This is a genomic window from Phenylobacterium sp. RIFCSPHIGHO2_01_FULL_69_31, from assembly GCF_001824475.1.
GTDB lineage: Bacteria > Pseudomonadota > Alphaproteobacteria > Caulobacterales > Caulobacteraceae > Phenylobacterium.
This window is the reverse complement of sequence record NZ_MHXN01000014.1, coordinates 350,781-371,203: the sequence shown is the minus strand read 5'-3', so window position 1 is coordinate 371,203 and position 20,423 is coordinate 350,781. Positions and strand designations below refer to the sequence as shown.

Genomic DNA, 20,423 nt, shown 5'->3' with positions numbered 1-20,423 from the left:
CAGCCTAGAACTTCGTCTTCACTTCCACGCCGATGATGCGCGGGTCGTTCACGAAGCCGGTCAGGTTGTTGAAGTCGATGCCGCCTTCCAGCGACTTGTCGTTGGTGATGTTGCGGCCGAAGGCGGCCACTTCCCAACGCTCGCCCGGCGCGCGGTAGCCCAGACGCAGACCGCCTTCCAGCAGCTTGTCGTCGCTGAACTCGGCCGACTGGTAGAGGAAGAAGTTGACCTTGGAGCGGTAGGCCCAGTCGGTGAAGACGAAGATCTCGCCCTCGCCCACCGGCCACGAGTAGCCCGCCGTCACGTTGGCGATCCACTTGGGCGCATTCGGCAGGCTGTTGCCGTCGATGCGCACCGTGCCGGCGATCGGGCCCGCCGGATCCAGCACCGTGCAGCCGCCGCCGCAGGGCTGGGTGAACAGGTTCGGATCCTTGATCTCGGTGTTGTTGTACGAGAGGCCCGCCGTCAGGACGAGGCGGTCCACCGGCTCGGCCTCGGCGTTGAACTCGAAGCCGTAGCCCACCGCCTTGTCGGCGTTGAGCAGGCGGTTGAAGTTCGCGCCCCCGCCGACCGCGGTGATCTGCAGGTCGTTCGCGCGGTAATAGAACACGGCGGCGTCGAAGCGGGCGCGGGCGTTGGGCAGCGTGCCCTTCACGCCAGCCTCGTACGACATCACCGTCTCCTTGTCGGCGACCGACAGCGTGTCGCCGAACACCAGGCGGCCCTGGATCGATGGGGCGCGATAGCCGCGGGCCACGCGGGCGTAGACGTTCACGTCGTCGCTCACCGCATAGGTGGCGTTGACATTGAAGCTGACCTCGCTGGTGTCCGGGTTCGCACGCAGGATGGCCGTGGCCGGGGCGCCGAACGGCGACAGCGTGCGCTGGGCCAGGAAGTCCTTCTTGTCGTCGGAATAGCGGATGCCGCCGCCGACGTTCAGCCGCTCGCTGACGTCGTAGTCCAGGTTCGCGAACAGCGCCCAGCTCTCGCTCTTCTGGTTCTGATAGGCGTAGCCCTGCAGGGCGCCGCCAGCCAGGGTGTTGTAGTCGAAGCTGTCGATCTTGATGCTTTCATTGAAATAGAAAGCCCCGACGGTGTAGCCGAGCGGGCCGTTCTGGCCGGCCAGACGCACTTCCTGGGTGAACTGGCGGTGGAACGGGATGCCGTCCGCGCTTTCCGCCGGGAACGGGATGAAGCCCGGGCCGGAGGGCGGGGCGAAGACCGCGCCAAAGCCGCCGTCGATGTCGCCGCGCGAATAGGCGTCGACCCGCTCATAGGCGGTGATCGAGGTCAGGGTCGGCATGCCCTCGCCGAAGTCGTAGTCCAGCTTCAGGCTGGCGCCGGCGGACTCGATCTTCTGGACCGCGCGGCCCTGGGCGTCCTGGCTGATCTCGTCGCGCTTGAAGCCCGGGACGAAGTTGTTGGTGCCAGGCTGGATGATGTTGGCCCGGAAGACCCGCGGGGTGCCGTCCAGGTGCTGGTAGTGCAGGTTCAGCAGCGCCGAGAGGTCTTCGGTCGGGGTGAACAGCAGCTGGCCGCGGATGGCGAACTGGTCGTAGCCCTCGCTGTCGTTCTTCTTGGGGGTCAGGGTGTTGTCCACCCAGTTGTCGCGGTGCTGGTAGATGGCCGACAGGCGGCCGGCCAGCAGCCCCTCGACGATCGGGCCGGAGGCCGCGCCCTCGGCGTTGATCGTGGAATGGGTGGCGTAGGACGCCTGGGCGTAGCCTTCGAAGGTCTGGGTCGGCTTGGCGCTGTCGAACTTCAGCACGCCGGCAGGCGTGTTGCGGCCGAACAGGGTGCCTTGCGGGCCCTTCAGCACTTCGACCTGGTCGATGTCGAACAGCGGGAAGCCCTTCAGCACCGGGGTCTCGAGCACGACCTCGTCATAGACGAAGGAGACCGGCTGGCTGGCGTTCAGGTCGAAGTCGGTATTGCCCAGGCCGCGGATGTAGGGGCGCGGGAAGGTCCGGCCGAAGCTGGACTCCATGGTCAGGCTGGGGACGCGGGCCGAGAAGACCCGGATGTCGCCGCCGGAGGAGCGGATCGCGTCCAGCTTCTCGCCGCTCACCGCGGTCACCGCCAGCGGTACGTCGTTGATGTTCTCGGATTTCTTCTGGGCGGTGACCAGCACCTCGCCCACTTCGGTGTCGGCCTGAGCCGCCATGGCCGGGGACGTCAACGCAAACACAGTGACGGAGGCGCTGGCAGCCAACAGGGCGCGCAGCGACGCGGGCGTCTTCATGAGAGGACCTCTGGTTCTTCAGGCGACTGGGAGCTCGCCTTCCGAGGCCCTAGCTACACCACGCCGGGCGCTCGCGCGTGCGGTCTCGGCCGGTATGTCACAATTCTGTCGCGCAGCGTGATCGCGACGCAACAGTGTTGTGCGAACCTCAGGGCTTCACCACCGGGTACGATATGATCAGCGCGAGCTCGTCGGCGCCGGTCTGACGGATGCCCACCACCGCGCCCGTGTAGAGGTAGGCCGCCATACCCGGGGTCAGCCGCGCCTTCACGCCGTCGGAGACGACTTCGCCTTCGCCGGCCAGCACGTAGTAGACCTCGTCGTGGGCGATCGGGTGCGGGCCGATGGCCGCCCCCACGTGCAGCACGCGCTTGCGGAACTCCATGGTCCGGTTCGGCACGGCGTCGCTGATCCGGTAGGCGGTGCTCATCCCGATCGCGCCGTGCGGCGGCGGCTCCTGCCGCACCACCTTGGTCTCGTCGACGATGACGGCGGGCGGCGCGGCAGTGGCGGGGCCAGCGGCAAGGGCTGCAAGGAAAAGCGTGGCGGCGAGCAGGTTGCGCATGGGAATCCTCCGGGCCGCACCCTGAACCCGCGGCCCTCTGCTCCCAAGGAGAGAGCGCGCCCCGCGCCCTCAGTCCTTCGGGTCCGCGCCGTCCAAGCCCACACAGCAGGAGTCGGTGAGGTATGCCGCGAGGGCGGCCACCCGGGCGTAGTCGGCCGTGCAGATCACCTCCCGCCCCCGGCGCTCCTGGCGCACAAGGCCGGCGCGGGTGAGGGCCAGGAGGTGATGCGACAGGGTCGAGGCGGGCGTCGCCATCAGCCGGACAAGGTCGGTAACCTTGGCCCCCGGCTCGCCGGCCCGCACCAGCAGCCGGAACAGGCGCAGCCGTGTCGGGCTGCCCAGGGCGGCGAGCCCGGCGACGGCGTCGCGTTCAGGAAGGACCGACATACTGTCCGTGTAGGTCCCGCCTGGCCGGCCGGTCAATCGAGCCCGCCGCGTCAGCAGCAGGCCGGCGCCTCGGTCTTCGGAGCCGCGCCGCAGCAGGCCGTGGCCGATGCGTCCGCCGCGGGCGCGGCGGCGAGCAGTTCCGGATCCTCGCCGTAGGTGGTCGCCTCGCCGAAGGTGTAGAACGTCTCCCAGCGGACGCCGGCCGGGTCGTTGACCCAGCTCTTGTCCGACCGGGCATAGCAGCAGGCCGTGGCGGTCTGGTCGAACGTCTCGGCGCCCGCCGCCTTCAAGCGGCCGGCCAGCGCGGCCAGTTCTTCCGCCGTCTCCGTCTGGATGCCGACGTGGTCGACGCCGACCGCCGCCCCGCGCGCGGAGATGGCGAAATTCGCCAGCGGATCGTCGAGCTGCCACTTGGCGTAGTCGTCCTTCACCACCGTCGGCGGCGCGCCGAACAGGGTTTCGTAGAACTGCATCGACTGGGCGAGGTCGGGAACGCTCACGTGGAGGTGCATGCGCTTCATGGGACGTCTCCAAAGAACTACATTTCTGGTTTCTTCGAAGTATATCATGCCTACGGACTGTCAAGCCGTTTCTTTCGATAATTCTGCTATGATGGAATCATGGAAGTGAAATCCGCCGTCCCCCGCCTGTCCGCCCTGGCCCACGATGGCCGGCTCGCCGTGTTCCGATTGCTGGTCCAACGCGGCCCCGAGGGCCTGGCCGCCGGCGAGATCGCGCGGGCGCTGGGATCGCCGCCTAGCTCCCTTTCCGCGAACCTCAACATCCTGAGCCACGCGGGCCTGATCGCGTCGCGACGGGACGGTCGCTCGATCATCTACACAGCGAACTACGACGCCATGCGCGAGCTGCTGGCCTTCCTGATGGAAGACTGCTGCGGCGGAGCGCCGGAGATCTGCGCGCCCCTCGCCTCGATCGCCGGCCAGCGCTGCGAGGCCGCCCAGTGAGCAGCCAAGACGCGCCCCGGCCCATGTCGCGCTTCGAGCGGTTCCTCACTGTCTGGGTGGGCCTCTGCATCGTGACCGGCGTCGGGCTCGGCCATCTCTTCCCCGCCGCCTTCCAGGCCATCGGCGCGGCCGAGGTCGCCCGGGTGAACCTGCCGGTTGCGGGGCTGATCTGGCTGATGATCGTGCCGATGCTGATGAAGGTCGACTTCGGCGCCATGCGCGCGGTGAGCCGGCACTGGCGCGGCATCGGCGTCACCCTGTTCGTCAACTGGGCGGTGAAGCCGTTCTCCATGGCCGCCCTGGGCGCCATCTTCATCGGCTGGCTGTTCCGTCCCTACCTGCCGGCAGACCAGATCGACAGCTATGTCGCCGGACTGATCCTGCTGGCCGCCGCGCCGTGCACCGCCATGGTGTTCGTTTGGAGCAACCTGACCCGGGGCGAACCCAATTTCACGCTCAGCCAGGTGGCGGTGAACGACGCCATCATGATCGTGGCCTTCGCGCCGATCGTCGGCCTGCTGCTCGGCCTCTCGGCGATCACCGTCCCCTGGGAGACGCTGCTGCTGTCGGTGGGACTCTACATCGTCGTCCCGGTCGTCCTGGCCCAGCTCCTGCGCAAGGCCCTGCTGCGCCGCGGCGGGGAGGCGGAGCTGCAGCGGGTCCTGGCGCGGATCGGCCCCGTCTCGCTCACGGCCCTGCTCGCGACGCTGGTCCTGCTGTTCGGCTTCCAGGGCGAACAGATCCTCTCGCAGCCGGCGATCATCGCCATGCTGGCCGTGCCCATCCTGATCCAAGTCTATCTCAACGCGGGCCTTGCCTACCTGCTGAACCGGGCCACCGGCGAGGCGCATTGCGTCGCCGGCCCATCCGCCCTGATCGGCGCCAGCAACTTCTTCGAGCTCGCCGTCGCCGCCGCCATCAGCCTCTTCGGCTTCTCGTCGGGCGCGGCCCTGGCCACGGTGGTGGGCGTGCTGGTGGAGGTGCCGGTCATGCTGACCGTAGTGGCGATCGTGAACCGCAGCCGGGGCTGGTACGAGCGCGGCGCGGCGGTTCGCCGGGTGGCGGTGACGGAAAGCGGCGCCCCGCCGTCGAGATAAAAGCAGCCACGCAGACCATCGTCACCCGCTCGCCTGCGAAAGCATGCCCAGCGTGATCCCGGCCTGAGCCGTGATGGATAGGGTGCGCGGCCAGTTGAAGCGAACCAGTTCAGCGATGACCGCCGCGTCGCGCCCGGTCCGTTCCATTCGGTTGTGACGCGGTATGGCCAGGAGCACCGTCACCGCCAGCCCGACGGCGCCGGCGGCGATGTTCGCGGCGCTCATCCACGCGGCGACGGGCGGACCCCATAACGCCAACGGGATGGGGGCCAGGAAACTCGCAAAGCCCGGCAGGATGACCGGCAACGGAATGCGGCGGGAATAGAAGCGGTGATAGGCGACATACTCGGCCTCGCCGACCTTGGCGAAGAGGGGGTAGATGACGATCTGGCAAAACCAGATCTGCCCCAAGACCCAGAACACCAGGGCCACCCACCCGCTCAGAATCCATTGGTCGGCCATCATGGCGTCGCGCCCCGTCCAAGCGCCGCCGCCTGGCGCAGGCTGATGCCGTGGGCCAGCGGATCCGCATGACGGTGAACCAGCGCCCATCCCTCCGCGGAGCGGCGGTAGACCAGCGTCACCCGCAGGGCCCAGTCCTGCGCCGGCAGTCCCCCGACCTCCACGCGGGCGCGCTCGATCACGGCCAGCGTCGCCATATCGGCCCCTTTCCACGCGTGGACGAGCTGCTGCGTGAGCGACCCGTTCGCGAACAACGCACCGAGCGACGCCCAGGCCGCCTCGTTCGCAGGGCGGCGTGAGGGCTCACCGCCAAAGGGCGACATCAGCACGAAATCCTCGTCCAGGCGCAGGAGCGCCCGGTAGCGGTCGATGTCGCCCCGCATCAGCGCGTCGTTCGCACTTTCGGACATCCTGACGAGATCTGAGAGGGTCGGCTCCGCCGCGATAGCGGCTGGCGCAGCCGCTAGACCGCCTGCGCACACTGCGCGCCGGGATATGGACATGGTCTTGCTCCGTCTTGCGATGACGAAGGAATGGCCATGAAGCGCATTGCTGAATCCAATGATATGACTGCAGCGACATGCTGCATGAAATTGATCTATCCCGAGCGGACCTCAACCTGCTTGTGCTGTTCGAAGCGGTGCTGGAGGAACGCCACGTCGGTCGCGCGGCGCAGCGACTGAGCCTTTCGCCCTCGGCGGTCAGTCACGGCCTCGGCCGGCTGCGCCGGTTGCTGGGCGATCCTCTCTTCATTCGGACCCCCAGGGGCGTCACGCCCACGGATCGCGCGGTTCAGCTGGCGGAGCCCATCGCCGGGGTCCTGGCGGGTGCGCGCGGAGTTCTGGCCAGCGTCGCGCCGTTCGATCCTGCGAGCTCCCGCCGCCGCTTCGTCGTGGGCGCCCCGGACGGCGTGTCGGCGGTCATCGTACCGCCTCTGCTCACGCGGCTGAGGTCCACCGCCCCGCACATCGATCTCGGCGTACGGCAGTTGCTGCCGCTCGAAGGCGAGACGAACCCGGTCCGCGCCTGGCGCGGCGCCTTCGACGAGCTGGAAGCGCGGACCCTCGACATTGCCGTCATCCCCCTCGACGACATCCCCGTGCGCTTCCACCGGCAAGCCGTCTTCGAGGAGGATTTCGTCGCCGCCGTACGCATGGGACACCCGGCCGCAGACCGGCTCGACCTCGACGCCTATTGCGCCCTACCGCATCTGGTGGTGTCCGCCACAGGCGACCCCTACGGTTTCGTCGACGTCGTCCTGGCGCGCGAGGGCCGCGCGCGGCGGATCGCGCTCACCGCGCCGAATTTCATGTTCGCCCTGACCCTGGTGGCCGAGTCCGACATGGTGTGCGCCTTACCGCGGCGTTTTGCGGCGACATACGGACCAAGGTTCGGCGTGGTCGGCCTGGAGCCGCCTCTGCCGCTCGGCCGCTTCCGCCTCAACGCAACGGTTCCCCTCCCCGCCCTCGCCGACGCCGGACTGTCCTGGATGCTCGACCAGCTGGCTGAGGGATAGGGAGCCGAATCGCTCACATCCGTTCGCCGGGGAGGCGGCTCGCCTGTTTCAGCCAGTCGGTGAACTGCGCTTCGTCGATGGCGTCATCCTCACGGATGTCGAGATATCGGACCTGCTCGTGCTTGGATGCTCCGGGTGGCCGCGGATCGAGCGAGGCGCCCCGGAAGAAGGTGACCTTCACGTACTTGGTGAAGCAGTGGAAGCTCAGGAACCAGGCGTCCTTCTCCACGCCATAGAAGGGGGAGTTCCACTTCACCGCCTTCTGCACGCCGGGAACGGCGCCGACGATCAGCGCGTCGAGCCGTTCCCCGACGCGGCGCTTCCATCCCGGCATGGCGGCGATGTAGCGCTGGACGGGTTCGTCCCCATAGCCCTTGGGGATCTGCGGATTGCCCCCGGAGAGGAGCACCGGCTCGCCGTCCGCCGATCCCGATCGGTTATCAGCCTTCACCATCCGAGCCTCCCGTGCGTGTCTTCGCCATCTGCGAGAACTTCAGGTTTGAACGCTCTCGTCGCTAGCTTCAGACCGATGCAAAGACCCGCGGGACGCCTTGTCCACCCCCCTGGTCCGCGGAACGGATCGCGATGACCGATCCGGCGCTCGCCCGACAGCCGCCGACCGGCGCCGTCGTGCTGGCCGCCACGCCGCCATCGCCACGCGTCTGTCCTTGATGCCCCCGGTAAGATCGGTACTTTCCGAGGGGGGCTGGTGCTGCTTCGGAAAGCGCCGAAGCCGACCCTATCGGACGATCCGGACTGAGGCGGAGCAGATTATCCACGGGCGTCGGGAGTTGGGAGCCGCCATTGCGTTCGTCGCGATGGCGCTGGGCGGCGGCGACCCTGCCGCAGCCGCGTCGACGCGCGTGCGCTTCCACATCCAGCCGCAGCCGTATCCCGAAGCGCTGCTCGACCTGGCTCAGCAGGCGAACGTCACCCTGATCGGGGCAGCCGCCTGCCCGGGCGTCTCGCGCAGCCCGGTGGCCGGCGCTATGACCGTAGAGGAAGCGCTTTCGCGGCTGCTGGCCGGCGCGCCCTGCGACTGGAGAATGGTCGCTGCCGGCGCGGTGGAGATATCGCCCGCACGTCAGGCCGAGGTTGCGCAGACGCCGCCGCCGGCGCGGCCGGTCATCGTGGGTGAGCTGCTGGTGACCGCGACCAAGCGGGTTCGCGATTCGCGGGAGCTGGCCGTGGGCATCACGGCCATTCACCGGCGCCGCCTGCACGAGACCGGGGCCAGCGATCCCAGCGACGCGGCGGCCCAGATGGCGGGGGTGCTGACCACCAATCTCGGGCCGGGCCGGAACAAGCTGCTGCTGCGCGGCCTCTCGGACGGCGTGTTCACGGGGCGAGCCCGTTCGACGGTGGCGACCTACCTCGACGACCTCCCGGTGAACTACAACGCGCCCGACCCCAACCTCCGGCTGGTCGACGTCGAGCGCGTCGAGGTGGCGCGAGGGCCGCAGGGCGCACTGTATGGCGCCGGAGCCTTGTCCGGCGTCTACCGGATCGTCACCCGCAAACCGGACCTCGGCCAATGGTCGGCAGAGGCGCGGGTCACCGGCGCGACCACCAAGGGCGGCGGGCCCAGCGGCGCCGTCGAGGCCTACGTCAACGTCCCGATCGCGGGGGATACGGCGGGCCTGCGCCTGTCGGCCTACAACGAAGTGCAGGGCGGTTACCTCGACGACATCGTCCAGAACCGCAGCAACGTCGATCGCACCGAGCGCCAGGGGGGCCGGCTGACGCTGCTGGCGCAACCGCGGGAGGCCCTGTCGATCACCGTGACGGGCGCCGCCCAGCGGCTGCGCTCGGAGGACACGCACTACACGATCCGGGGGATCGGGCGGAAACGGGCGGTTCTGATCCCCGAGCCGCACGAGAACGACATCGAGCTGGTCACAGGGACGGCCCGGTACTCGTGGGGCGGCGCGGAGTTGACGTCCTCCACCGGCTTCGTGCGGCACGCCTACGGCAGCCTGTTCGACGCCACGCCCGTGCAGGAGACCTACACGGACGACGCCGAGACGCTGGCCTATTCCGAGCGTACGCGCACCAGGATGCTGGTGCAGGACATCGTGCTGACGTCCCGTGGCGCCTCGAAGCTGAAATGGCTGGCGGGACTCTACGCTTCGGAGGCGCGGCTGCGGTCCCCCAGCGAACTCCTGGCCCAGAACCCCGGCGAGCCCAACCAGTCCGTCTATTCCGAACGACGGCACGAGACGATCCGCGAGATCGCCGGCTATGCCGAGATATCCTACGAACCCGCCCCAGGCTGGATGCTGGCGCTCGGCGGGCGCCTGTACGACATCGAACGGCGGATCCGCTCGGACGTGGCGGCCGAACGCTTCGATCCCCGCAGCCAGGAGAGCCGCAACCACTACACGGGCATCTCCCCGAAGATTTCGCTGCAACGCCAATTCGGGAACGGCGATCTCGTCTACGTCGTCATCTCCGAAGGTTTCCGCCCAGGCGGCGTCAACACCGGCGGGGCGGAACCGCCGCCGAAGGCGCGGGAGACCTTCTCGTCGGACCGGCTGCGCAACTACGAACTGGGCCTGAAGCTGGAGCGTTTCGAGAACCGGCTGTCGCTGAGTTCGGCGCTCTACTACGACGTCTGGAAGGGCATCCAGACGGACCAGTTCCAGGAATCGGGCATCCCCTACACGACCAACGCCGGCGATGCGCACGTGCTGGGGCTGGAGGCCGAGGTCGCGTTCCGGACCGACAACGGATTCCTCGCCCAGCTGAACGGGCGGGTGTCGCGCACCCGGACGACCAAGGCCAACCTCGAGTTCACACCCGTCCTCGCCAAGAGCCTCCCCGGCTCGCCCCCGATTTCCGGAGGCGCCCTCATCAGCTACGAGCGCCCGGTTTTCGGCGACTGGACCATGCGGCTCGTCGGCCAGGCCATCTACGTGGGCCTGTCGCGCGTGTCATTCGACGCCCGCCTCCCCCGCACCGGGGGTTTCACGCAGACGCGGGTGCTGGGCGAGATCAGCCGCGATGGCCGCGGCGCGCAGGTGTTCGTCACCAATGCTCTCGACTCGTTCCGGGACACCTTCTCGTTCGGCAACCCGTTCACCGCGCCGCAGGCGCGCCAGATCACGCCACAACGGCCCGCCACCGTCGGCATGACCCTGTTCGCCTCGTTCTAGACGAATTCCCCGGCCGATGCGGGCGTCGGCCCGCCTCGCGTCAGACGTCGACTTCGGCGTCCAGCGCGTTTTCCTGGATGAACTCGCGGCGGGGTTCGACCAGGTCGCCCATGAGGCGGGTGAACATGTCGTCGGCGTCGTCGGCGTGGTTCACGCGGACCTGCAGCAGGGTGCGGGCCTCGACGTCCAGGGTGGTTTCCCACAGCTGCTCGGCGTTCATCTCGCCCAGGCCCTTGTAGCGCTGGATGGAGAGGCCCCGGCGGCCGTTGTCCATGACGGCGGCGACCAGGTCGAGGGGGCCGCGCACCTTGGCCGTGCGGTCCTTGCGGGTGAAGGTGGCCACGCCCGAGAACACCTGGGCCAGGTCCTTGGACCGTTCGGCGAGGCGGCGGGCGTCGGCAGCATGCAGCAGGAGCTCGTCCAGCACCACGCGCTCGGACACACCGCGCTTCACCCGGCTGAACGCGAAGCCGCCGGTGGCGGCCTTTTCGCCCGACCAGGGCCCGTCGCCCTCCTCGGCGTAGAGGTTGAGGCGCGCGGCGGCCGCGGCGGGATCGCCACCCTCGGCCAGGAGGCCCGCCATGGCCGCCTGTTCGATGGCGAAGGCCGGGGCGCGGGCGGCAAGGCGCTCGATATTGGCCTTGGCCCCGCGAGCGGTCTGCACCAGCGCCAGGAGATCGGCGCCGGTCAGGCGCTCGCCGCTGGGCAGGTCCAGGGTCGCGCCGTCGACGCCCTCGTCGATGAGGTAGATCTCGAGCTCGGCGTCGTCCTTCAGGTAGCGGACCGACTTGCCCTTGGCCGCCTTATAGAGCGGCGGCTGGGCGATATAGAGATAGCCGCGCTCGATCACCTCCGGCATCTGCCGGTAGAAGAAGGTGAGCAGCAGGGTGCGGATGTGGGCGCCGTCGACGTCGGCGTCCGTCATGATGACGATCTTGTGGTAGCGCAGCTTCTCGATGTCGAAGTCGTCGCGGCCGATCCCGGCGCCCAGGGCGGTGATGAGGGTGCCGACCTGTTCCGACGACAGCATCTTGTCGAACCGGGCGCGCTCCACGTTCAGGATCTTGCCGCGAAGGGGCAGGATGGCCTGGTTGTCGCGGTTGCGGGCCTGCTTGGCCGAGCCGCCGGCCGAGTCGCCCTCCACCAGGAAGATCTCGGACTTGGCCGGATCCTTCTCGGCGCAGTCGGCGAGCTTGCCGGGCAGGGAGGTGATGTCGAGCGCCGACTTGCGCCGGGTCAGTTCACGAGCCTTGCGCGCCGCCTCGCGGGCGGCGGCGGCTTCCGCGATCTTCTGGACGATCATCTTCGCTTCGTTCGGATGCTCCTCGAACCAGGTCGAGAGGCCCTCGGTTACGAGGTTTTCCACCGCCGGGCGGACTTCGGAACTGACCAGCTTGTCCTTGGTCTGGGATGAGAACTTGGGGTCCGGAACCTTGACCGACAGCACGCAGGTCAGGCCCTCTCGCGCGTCCTCGCCGCTGACCGAGACCTTCTCGCGCTTCGTTGTCCCTGAGCTCTCGGCATAGCCGGTGATGATCCGCGTCAGCGCCGAGCGGAAGGCCGCCAGGTGGGTGCCGCCGTCGCGCTGAGGGATGTTGTTCGTGAAGCAGAGGACGTTCTCGTGGTAGCCGTCGTTCCACCAGAGCGACAGGTCCAGCTCCACGTTCTCCTTCTTGCCCCGCACCACGATGGGCGTCTTCATCAGCGGGGTCTTGGCCTTGTCGAGGTGGCGCACGAACGCCTCGATGCCGCCCTCGTAGTGCATGACCTCCTCGAAGGGCTCGGCCTCGCGGAAGTCCTTCAGCCAGATGGTCACGCCCGAGTTCAGGAACGCCAGCTCCCGCAGGCGATGCTCCAGCGTCTTCCGGTCGAACTCGATGAAGGCGAAGGTCTGGGCCGAGGGGAAGAACGTGACCTCGGTGCCTGACAGGGGCAGGCCGTTCTCGCGCATCGGCGCGTCGCCGGTCTCCTTCAGCGGCGCCACGGAATCCCCGTGCCGGAACTCCATCTCGTAGCTCTTGCCGCCGCGATAGATCTTCAGCTTCAGGAACTCGGACAGGGCGTTCACCACCGAGACGCCCACGCCGTGTAGGCCGCCCGAGACCTTGTAGCTGTTCTGGTCGAACTTACCGCCCGCGTGCAGCTGGGTCATGATGACCTCGGCCGCCGAAACGCCCTCGCCCTCGTGGATGTCCACCGGGATGCCGCGGCCGTCGTCGGTGACGGTCACCGAACCGTCGGCGTTCAGGATCACCTCGACCCGCGTGGCCCAGCCGGCCAGGGTTTCGTCGATGGCGTTGTCCACCACCTCGTAGACCATGTGGTGCAGGCCCGAACCGTCGTCGGTGTCGCCGATGTACATGCCCGGACGCTTGCGCACCGCGTCCAGGCCCTTCAGCACCTTGATCGATTCCGCGCCGTATTCGGCCTGGCCGTTCGTCTCGTTCTCTTCGCTCATCTTGCGTCCAGCTGAGGCGCTGCGTTCCCGCGAGGGTTGGGCCGGGTGGCCGTGGCGCCCTATGGTGGTTCCGCGCGCTTCGCGCGGAGCCTGATGTCAGGTTTTCTATATAGGGTCTGGGGCTGATTCTGCACGTGTTTCGAGGACGCATTCCGGAGCGGGCGGGGCCCAGCACACGCATCAGAACCAGAGGCCGGGCGCTCAGCGCGTGCACGGTTGCCTTCGCCCTGGTTGGCGAGCCGGCCTTGGCCCAGTTTTCACTGGAGCCCGACTGGGCGCGCCGTCCGGATGCCGCCGAGATCAGCAGGCACTATCCACCGGTTCCTATGGCGCTGGGGATAGAGGGGCGGGCCGTGCTCTCGTGCGACGTCACCGCAACCGGCGCCCTTTCATCCTGCTCTGTGCCCGAAGAGGCGCCGAAAGGACTAGGGTTCCGCGCCGCTGCATTGCGCATGTCCGGCAGCTTCCAGATGCGACCCGGCATCGGCATGTCAGGGCGGACCCCTCATGGCGACGTCCGCATCCCGATCAATTTTCGACTTCCCGCATTGCCGCCAGCGCCCCCCACCCCGACGCTCCCGGCCGAAACCAAGGCCTTGGCGGCAAGGCTTGCGAAGGGGATCGATCCGGCTCCGGGCTTTCTCGCGCACTATGAACGTGAAGCGAAGAAGCTCGCCGCGGGCCGTTTCGGCGTCCCTCGTGAGGTCGGCGCCGAAGCCGGCGAGGCTCTGCTGATGGCGGCCCGGGCGAAGACTGTCGATCTGCAACAGGCGCTGGGCGCGGCCATTGCAGCTCGACTGAGCCCGGCGGAGTTGGCCGAGTTCGTGACCTTCGCCGAGAGCGATGTCGGGCGACGATGGTTGGCAGGGAATTCAGGCCAAAGCGCCGAGCTCAAGCGCCTCGGCCAGAACGACCAAGAGCGATTTCGGACCGAGGCTCACCGTTTGCTGTGCCAATCCCGCGATTGCTCAAGCGCCGCGGAACCGGCCCCCATGTCTCCACAAACTGCCAGCTCCGATCCAATCCTTTCCGGTGCGCCATGGTCGCAACGGCCGACGCTGACCGACACCCTGGCGGCATGGCCGGTTAGCTTTCTCTTCGGAATTGCTGGATGGTCGCGGCTCGACTGCACGGTGGGGCTCCAAGGTGCTCCCGAAGAGTGCGAGCTGGTTTATGAGAGCCCCCGCGGGCTAGGCGTCGAGGCGGCCGCGCGCGGGCTGGCGGAGCGATATCGAATCTCGGCCCAATCGCTCCCGGACTATGTCGGCAAGCGTGTGGCGATCCGTGAGCATTTCTTTGCGCTGGACGACGCCGAGACAGAACCGGTGGCGGCAGCAGCCAATCCGTCCGCGCGCCTGATGCTGGCGCGCCGGATCCTCGAATTTCAGGCCCAACGCGCCAAGCCGAGCAGGGACGCGGCAAACAGGAGTAGTCTGGCGACTATTCTGAAGCCGTTGGACCCTGCGCTGAGACAAGAAATGGAAACCGCGCTGCTCATGGCGAGCGATGCCAACATCGAGACGATGATCTCTGCCCGGGCGGCCTTCGTCGCCGAGCGATATGATGAGGTGGATCTCCAGAAGATCCTTCGGTTCGAAGAGAGTGTCGGGCCGGCGATCGAGCGCGTTCGGGCTGCCGGAGAGGAAGACGCTCAAGCCCGGGTCGCGCACATCGCTGAGGAGGTCTCCGCTGCGGCGCGAGATGCCTTCTGCAAGTCTCGCGACTGCACGGCTCCTACCTTCAATCAGCCGCGCCCGGAGAGCCCGCCGGCATCCACCTTGAACCCCTGAGCCCGACCGCTCAGGCCCTCGAACAACATCTCGTCGGTGCCGGTGAGGAAGGCCTGCAGACCGAGGGCCTCGATCTCGTCGAAGAGGGCGGCGCGGCGGCGGGCGTCGAGGTGGGCGGCCACTTCGTCCAGCAGCAGGATCGGCGACGGGGCCTGCGCGCGGGCGAGGCGGGCGGCCTGGGCCAGGACGAGATTCAGGATCAAAGCCTTCTGCTCGCCCGTGGAGCATTCGGCGGCGGCGCGGTCCTTTTCGGCGTGGATCACCGACAGGTCACCCCGGTGCGGGCCGGTGAGCGCGCGGCCGGCGGCGGCGTCCCGCCCGCGCGCGGCGGCCAGCGCGCGGGCCAGCCGGGCCTCGATGTCGGCGAACGCGGCGCCCTCGCCCGCCAGCTGCTCCCACTCCCCCGTGAGGGCGAGGCGCGCCTGCGGGAAGGGCCGCTCGCCGCGGGTGGCGATCTCGGCGGCCAGGGCGGAGAGGGTGCGGGCGCGGGCCTCGGCCATCAGCGTCCCGGCCTCGGCCAGGCGCGCCTCGAGCGCGTCGAGCCAGGCGGCGTCCGGCGGCCCGTCGGTCAAGAGGCGCATCCGCTCGCGCATCGCCTTCTCGTAGGCCTGGACGTGGGCGGCGTGGGCGGGCTCCGCGGCGAACACGAGACGGTCGAAGAAGCGGCGGCGGTCGGCGGCGCCTTCCAGGAACAGGCGGTCCTGGGCCGGGGTGAGCCAGACCTGGCGCACGTGCTCGGCCAGGCGGCCCGGCGGCGCGGGCTCGCCCTCCACCCGCACGATACGCCGCGAAGCGCCGGCCTGTTCGACCCCGGTGCCGAGGCGCGTCTCTTCCCCATCGGCCCGAAGCGTCACCGACACGGCCCAGGCGCGGCCTACGGCCTCGCCCGGCATCCGCCGGCCAACCTCGGCCAGGCTGGAGCCGCGCAGGCCGCGGCCGGGGATCAGGAAGCTGACCGCCTCCAGGAGGTTGGTCTTGCCGGCGCCGTTCGGCCCCGCCAGCCACACGGGCCGCCCGTCCAGCACGAGCTCGGCCGTCGCGTAGGACCGGAAGTCGGTCAGGGCCAGGCGTGTGAGGGCCGTCGAGGTCACTCGCGGCTCTTAGCGGGTTTCGCCGGCCAGGGCGAAGGGCCACGCCGTCATCCGTCCATGTCCGGATTCCGCCAGCGGCATGTCACGGCCCACCCCATATCGCCGTCCTGGGATCGAGATCAGTCAAAGGGGACCCCATGAACCAGACCGCCAAGGCCGAACGCTTCCGCAAGCTGCACGAGGGGCCCGACGTGCTGGTCCTGCCCAACGCCTGGGACGCCGCCAGCGCGGCGGTCATGGCCGACGCCGGGGCCAAGGCCGTGGCCACATCGTCCGCGGCGGTGGCCTGGGCGCACGGCTATCCGGACGGCGACGTCCTGCCGATGGACCTGGTCGTGGCGACGATCGCCGCGGCGGCAAAGGCGGCGGGCGAGGTTCCCCTGACCGCCGACATCGAGGGCGGCTTCACGGACGACCTGGACGCGCTGTCGGCCAACATCGCCCGCGTGATCGAGGCCGGCGCCGTGGGGATCAATATCGAGGACGGCGGCCGCGACCCGGCCCTGCACGCCCGCAAGATCGCCGCCGTGCGCGCGCAGGCCCAGCGGCAGGGCGCCTCCCTGTTCATCAACGCCCGCACCGACGTCTACCTCCGCGGGCTGGCCGAGGGCGAGGCGGCTTATGAGGAGTCGGTGAAGCGCGCGGCGCTCTACGCGGAGGCGGGCGCGGACGGGATCTTCGTTCCCGGCCCCGCCGATCCGACGCTGATCGGCCGGCTGGCGGCCGCGATCCCGAGGCCGCTGAATGTCATGGGCCGGACGGGCGTGCCGGCCGCAGCCGAGCTGAAGGCTCTGGGCGTCCGCCGCTTGAGCTCTGCGATCAGCCCCTTCCGCGTCGCCTACGCCGCTATGGGCCGCGCGGTGGAGGGCTTCCTGCGCGACGGCGACGCGGACGCCCTGTCCCGCGCCGGCGACGGCGCCCCGAACCTGCAGGGACGGTTCAGCCAGGGCAGCTGACCGACGCGCCGCGCGACAGGCGACGCACAGATCGGCCCCGCGCGGCAGATGACCTGCGGCGCGCGGGGCCCTATCTTGGGGCCATGACCGACACGCTCGACGCCGCCGCCCCGCCCCTTCCCGACGTCGACCGGCCGAACACCCAGGACGGCCCGGCGATCCGGCTCTACCTGGTGGACGGCTCGGGCTTCATCTTCCGCGCCTTCCACGCCTTGCCGCCCCTGACCCGCAAGACCGATGGCCTGCCGGTGGGCGCGGTCTCGGGCTTCTGCAACATGATCTGGAAGCTGCTGGTGGACATGAAGACGTCCGCCGAGGCGCCGACCCACCTGGCCGTGGTGTTCGACCATTCCGAGCAGACGTTCCGGAACAAGCTCTACGACAAGTACAAGGCCCACCGCCCGCCGCCGCCCGAGGACCTGGTCCCGCAGTTCCCGCTGGTGCGGGAAGCCACCAAAGCCTTTGGCGTCCCCTGCCTGGAACTGCCCGGCTACGAGGCCGACGATGTGATCGCCGCCTATGCCTGCAAGGTGCGCGACATGGGCGGCGAGGTGGTGATCGTCTCGTCCGACAAGGACCTGATGCAGCTGGTCGGCGAGCGCGTCTTCATGCTCGACACCATGAAGAACGTGAGGATCGGAATTGAACAGGTCGCCGAGAAGTTCGGCGTTACGCCGGACAAGGTCGTCGATGTGCAGGCGCTTTGCGGCGATTCGGTCGACAACGTGCCCGGGGCGCCCGGCATCGGCATCAAGACCGCCTCCGCCCTGATCAACGAATACGGCGACCTCGACACGCTTCTGGCCCGCGCCGGCGAGATCAAGCAGGAGAAGCGCCGCCAGACGCTGATCGAGTTTGCCGACCAGATCCGGCTCTCCCGCCAGCTGGTGCAGCTCGACTGCGACACCCCGCTGCCCGAGCCCATCGACGCGCTGGCGGTCGACGATCCCGATCCCGCCGAACTGCAGGCCTTCCTCGAGAAGATGGAGTTCCGCACCCTCGCCCGGCGGATCGGGGACGGCAAGGCAGGCTCGGCCGGCGGCATCGCCGCGCCGGCCACCCCGGCCCCCGAAGCCAAGGCCCGCCCGGCGCCGCAGCACGGCGCCATCGACGTTACCGCCTACCAGTGTGTCCGCGATCTCGACGCCCTCGACGCCTGGATCGCCCGGGCCTACGCCGCCGGGGTCGTGGCGTTCGACACCGAGACCGACGCCCTCAGCGCCACCAGCGCCAACCTGTGCGGGGTCAGCCTGGCGGTGGCGCCGGGCGAAGCCTGCTACATCCCCGTGGGCCACGCGCACGAAGGAGAGGGCGGCCTGGAGCTGGAGGCGCCCGCCGACCTGACCCAGGTCCCGATCGACGAGGCGCTGGCCCGCCTGAAGCCGCTGCTGGAGGACCCCGCGATCCTCAAGGTGGCCCAGAACGCCAAGTACGACATGGCCGTCCTCTCCCGCTATGGGATCGAGGTCGGTCCCGTCGACGACACCATGCTGATCTCGTTCACGCTCGAGGGCGGGCTGCACAAGAGCCACGGCATGGACGAGCTTTCCCTGCGCCTGCTCGAGCATCAGCCGATCAGCTTCAAGACCGTGGCGGGAACGGGCAAGGGGCAGAAGAGCTTCAAGCACGTCGAGCTCGGGACGGCGACCTGCTACGCTGCCGAGGACGCCGACGTCACCCTACGCATCTGGGAACACCTGAAGCCGCGGCTCGTGGAGGAGAAGCTTGCCACCGTCTACGAGACGGTCGAGCGGCCGATGCCCCAGGTGCTGGTCGAGATGGAGCTTGCGGGGATCAAGGTCGATCCCGAACGGCTGCGTCAGCTCTCCAACGACTTCTCGGTGCGCATGGCGGAGCTGGAGGCGGAGGCCCACCGCGCAGCCGGCCGGCCCTTCAACCTGGGCTCGCCCAAGCAGATCGGCGACATCCTGTTCAACGAGATGGGCATCGCCTCGGGCAAGACCACCGCCAAGGGCGCCCAGTCCACCGACGCCTCCCTGCTGGAGGACCTGGCGGCCCAGGGCCACGAGCTGCCGCGCATCCTGCTGGACTGGCGCCAGCTCTCGAAACTGAAGGGTACGTACACCGACAACCTGGTCGCCGCGATCAACCCCGCGACCAACCGCGTGCACACCTCCTACAGCCTGGCCGCCGCCACCACCGGCCGCCTCGCCTCCAGCGACCCGAACCTGCAGAACATCCCCATTCGGACGGAGGAAGGCCGCAAGATCCGCAAGTGCTTCATCGCCGAGCCGGGCAAGGTGCTGATCAGCGCCGACTATTCCCAGATCGAACTGCGGCTTCTGGCCCACATCGGCGACATTCCCCAGCTGAAGAAGGCCTTCGCCGACGGCCTGGACATCCACGCCATGACCGCCTCCGAGATGTTCGGCGTGCCGGTCGAGGGCATGCCCGCCGAGACCCGCCGCCGCGCCAAGGCGATCAATTTCGGCATCGTCTACGGGATTTCGGCCTTCGGCCTCGCCAACCAGCTCTCGATCCCGCGGGAGGAGGCCGGGGCCTATATCAAGACCTACTTCGAGCGCTTCCCCGGCATCCGGACCTACATGGACCGCATGCAGCAGCAGGTGCGCAGCCAGGCCTTCGTGACCACGATCTTCGGCCGCAAGGTCCACATCCCCGCCGCCCGCGGCAAGTCGCAGGCGGAGCGGGCCTTCGCCGACCGCGCGGCGATCAACGCCCCGATTCAGGGGGCGGCCGCCGACGTCATGCGCCGGGCCATGATCCGCATGCCGGGCGCCCTGCGCGATGCAGGGCTCACGGCGAAGATGCTGCTGCAGGTGCACGACGAATTGGTCTTCGAAGCCCCCGAGGCCGAGGCCGAGGCCGTCATCGCCGTCGCCCGCCGGATCATGGAGCGCGCCGCCGAGCCGGCCCTGCAGATCTCCGTACCGCTGGTCGTCGAAGCCCGCGCCGCCACCAACTGGGACGACGCGCACTGAGGGCCGGAGCCGCCATTCGGGCGGGTTAGACCGCCGTTCGAGGCGCCTGGTCTTCGTCTTCGCGGTCGTCCGCCACGGCGGCGATCTGGGTGTGAATCACCGACACCACGGTGCCGGGATGAGCGTCGGCTACCTGCACGCGGGCGTTCAGCTGGTGCGCGAGCGCATCGACGATGCTGGTGCCCAGCCCGGGCGTGGAGCTGGCGTTGTCCTTTGGCATGCCGACGCCGTCGTCGGCGACGGACAGCGTCCAGTTGGGCCCGCGGGAGTTGTAGCCCACCTCGATCCTGCCGGGGCGGCCGCCGGGAAAGGCGTGCTTCAGGCAGTTGATCACCAGTTCGGTCACGATCAGGCCGAGGCTCACCGAGGTGTCGGCGGCGCTCGTGCTGTCGTCGGCCTTCACCTCCAGCACGAGCTGGTCGTGATCGCGGATCATGGACGCGCCGATGCTGTCGCACAGCTTCTTGAAGTACGACCGCAGCTCCACGTCCTCGAGCCGTGAGGCGGAAAGTTCGTGCTGCAGGGCGGCCACCGACATTACCCGGTTGTGGGCGTCGGTGAGGTGAAGCCGCGTTTCGTTCGAACTGACCTTCCGAGCGCTCTGCAGGATCACGCTGGCGATGATCTGGAGGCTGTTGGCGACACGGTGCTGCATTTCCTGAAGCAGGATCGCCTTTTCCCGCAACAGGTCGTCCTTGAGCTTGGCGGCGAGGCGCGCATCCGTGACGTCCGCGATGGACAGAAGCACGTAGCGGTGAGCCGCGTCGCCGTAGTCG

At 68.9% G+C, this 20,423-nt stretch carries 17 protein-coding genes; 7 read left to right on the top strand and 10 right to left on the bottom strand.

Features of this window, described 5'->3' with window-relative positions; all coding sequences use genetic code 11:
* Positions 1-4: 4 nt before the first annotated feature.
* The 4 genes from A2790_RS11085 to A2790_RS11070 all read right to left on the bottom strand — a co-directional run bounded on the left by A2790_RS11085 (position 5) and on the right by A2790_RS11070 (position 3,715).
* Positions 5-2,242, bottom strand: coding sequence for a TonB-dependent receptor (locus A2790_RS11085; protein WP_293391232.1), 2,238 nt, complete (start codon positions 2,240-2,242; stop codon positions 5-7).
* Positions 2,243-2,390: 148 nt separating this feature from the next.
* Positions 2,391-2,807: a cupin domain-containing protein gene (locus A2790_RS11080; protein ID WP_293391229.1), complete on the bottom strand. Its 417-nt coding sequence runs from the start codon at positions 2,805-2,807 to the stop codon at positions 2,391-2,393.
* Between the two features lie 69 nt (positions 2,808-2,876).
* Positions 2,877-3,194: a metalloregulator ArsR/SmtB family transcription factor gene (locus tag A2790_RS11075; protein ID WP_293391226.1), complete on the bottom strand. Its 318-nt coding sequence runs from the start codon at positions 3,192-3,194 to the stop codon at positions 2,877-2,879.
* Between the two features lie 50 nt (positions 3,195-3,244).
* Entirely contained in the window at positions 3,245-3,715 is a 471-nt protein-coding gene (locus A2790_RS11070; protein ID WP_293391223.1) for an ArsI/CadI family heavy metal resistance metalloenzyme, read from the bottom strand.
* A 99-nt stretch (positions 3,716-3,814) separates the two neighbouring features.
* Here A2790_RS11070 and A2790_RS11065 point away from each other — a divergent pair, with 99 nt between their 5' ends.
* Both A2790_RS11065 and arsB read left to right on the top strand, forming a co-directional pair.
* Complete coding sequence (locus tag A2790_RS11065) at positions 3,815-4,159, top strand: metalloregulator ArsR/SmtB family transcription factor (RefSeq protein ID WP_293391219.1); 345 nt, start codon at positions 3,815-3,817, stop codon at positions 4,157-4,159.
* 23 nt (positions 4,160-4,182) lie between these two features.
* Positions 4,183-5,256 carry an ACR3 family arsenite efflux transporter gene (gene arsB / locus A2790_RS11060; RefSeq protein WP_293391451.1) on the top strand — a complete coding sequence of 358 codons (1,074 nt, stop codon included), beginning with the start codon at positions 4,183-4,185 and terminating at the stop codon, positions 5,254-5,256.
* A gap of 21 nt (positions 5,257-5,277) precedes the next feature.
* Here the strand turns inward: arsB and A2790_RS11055 are convergent, their stop codons facing one another.
* Complete coding sequence (locus tag A2790_RS11055) at positions 5,278-5,721, bottom strand: hypothetical protein (RefSeq protein WP_293391217.1); 444 nt, start codon at positions 5,719-5,721, stop codon at positions 5,278-5,280.
* The gene (locus A2790_RS11050) at positions 5,718-6,128 is read right to left on the bottom strand and encodes a nuclear transport factor 2 family protein (RefSeq protein WP_293391214.1); all 411 of its coding nucleotides are present in this window, start codon (positions 6,126-6,128) and stop codon (positions 5,718-5,720) included. The genes A2790_RS11055 and A2790_RS11050 overlap by 4 nt, the downstream gene beginning before the upstream one ends.
* 215 nt (positions 6,129-6,343) lie before the next feature.
* Here A2790_RS11050 and A2790_RS11045 point away from each other — a divergent pair, with 215 nt between their 5' ends.
* Entirely contained in the window at positions 6,344-7,234 is an 891-nt protein-coding gene (locus tag A2790_RS11045) for a LysR family transcriptional regulator (protein WP_293391211.1), read from the top strand.
* Between the two features lie 13 nt (positions 7,235-7,247).
* Here the strand turns inward: A2790_RS11045 and A2790_RS11040 are convergent, their stop codons facing one another.
* Positions 7,248-7,688 carry a DUF1801 domain-containing protein gene (locus A2790_RS11040; RefSeq protein WP_293391208.1) on the bottom strand — a complete coding sequence of 147 codons (441 nt, stop codon included), beginning with the start codon at positions 7,686-7,688 and terminating at the stop codon, positions 7,248-7,250.
* A gap of 337 nt (positions 7,689-8,025) precedes the next feature.
* On the opposite strand from A2790_RS11040, the gene A2790_RS11035 reads away from it, so the two are divergent.
* Positions 8,026-10,389, top strand: a complete 2,364-nt coding sequence (locus A2790_RS11035; RefSeq protein WP_293391205.1) for a TonB-dependent receptor — start codon at positions 8,026-8,028, stop codon at positions 10,387-10,389.
* A 40-nt stretch (positions 10,390-10,429) separates the two neighbouring features.
* On the opposite strand, the gene gyrB is transcribed toward A2790_RS11035, so the two are convergent.
* A complete protein-coding gene (gene gyrB, locus A2790_RS11030) occupies positions 10,430-12,847 on the bottom strand; it encodes a DNA topoisomerase (ATP-hydrolyzing) subunit B (protein WP_293391202.1) in 2,418 nt (805 codons plus the stop codon).
* Positions 12,848-13,092: 245 nt separating this feature from the next.
* On the opposite strand from gyrB, the gene A2790_RS11025 reads away from it, so the two are divergent.
* Positions 13,093-14,637, top strand: coding sequence for a TonB family protein (locus A2790_RS11025; RefSeq protein ID WP_293391199.1), 1,545 nt, complete (start codon positions 13,093-13,095; stop codon positions 14,635-14,637).
* Here the strand turns inward: A2790_RS11025 and recF are convergent.
* Positions 14,592-15,728: a DNA replication/repair protein RecF gene (gene recF / locus A2790_RS11020; protein ID WP_293391196.1), complete on the bottom strand. Its 1,137-nt coding sequence runs from the start codon at positions 15,726-15,728 to the stop codon at positions 14,592-14,594. The genes A2790_RS11025 and recF overlap by 46 nt on opposite strands.
* Positions 15,729-15,865: 137 nt before the next feature.
* Here recF and A2790_RS11015 point away from each other — a divergent pair, with 137 nt between their 5' ends.
* Together A2790_RS11015 and polA are read left to right on the top strand one after the other, a co-directional pair.
* On the top strand, positions 15,866-16,684 hold the full coding sequence (locus tag A2790_RS11015) for an isocitrate lyase/phosphoenolpyruvate mutase family protein (protein ID WP_293391193.1): 819 nt from the start codon (positions 15,866-15,868) through the stop codon (positions 16,682-16,684).
* A gap of 83 nt (positions 16,685-16,767) precedes the next feature.
* Complete coding sequence (polA, locus tag A2790_RS11010; protein ID WP_293391190.1) at positions 16,768-19,647, top strand: DNA polymerase I; 2,880 nt, start codon at positions 16,768-16,770, stop codon at positions 19,645-19,647.
* A 25-nt stretch (positions 19,648-19,672) separates the two neighbouring features.
* On the opposite strand, the gene A2790_RS11005 is transcribed toward polA, so the two are convergent.
* On the bottom strand, positions 19,673-20,423 hold a 751-nt coding region (locus A2790_RS11005; RefSeq protein ID WP_293391187.1), incomplete at its 5' end, for a sensor histidine kinase.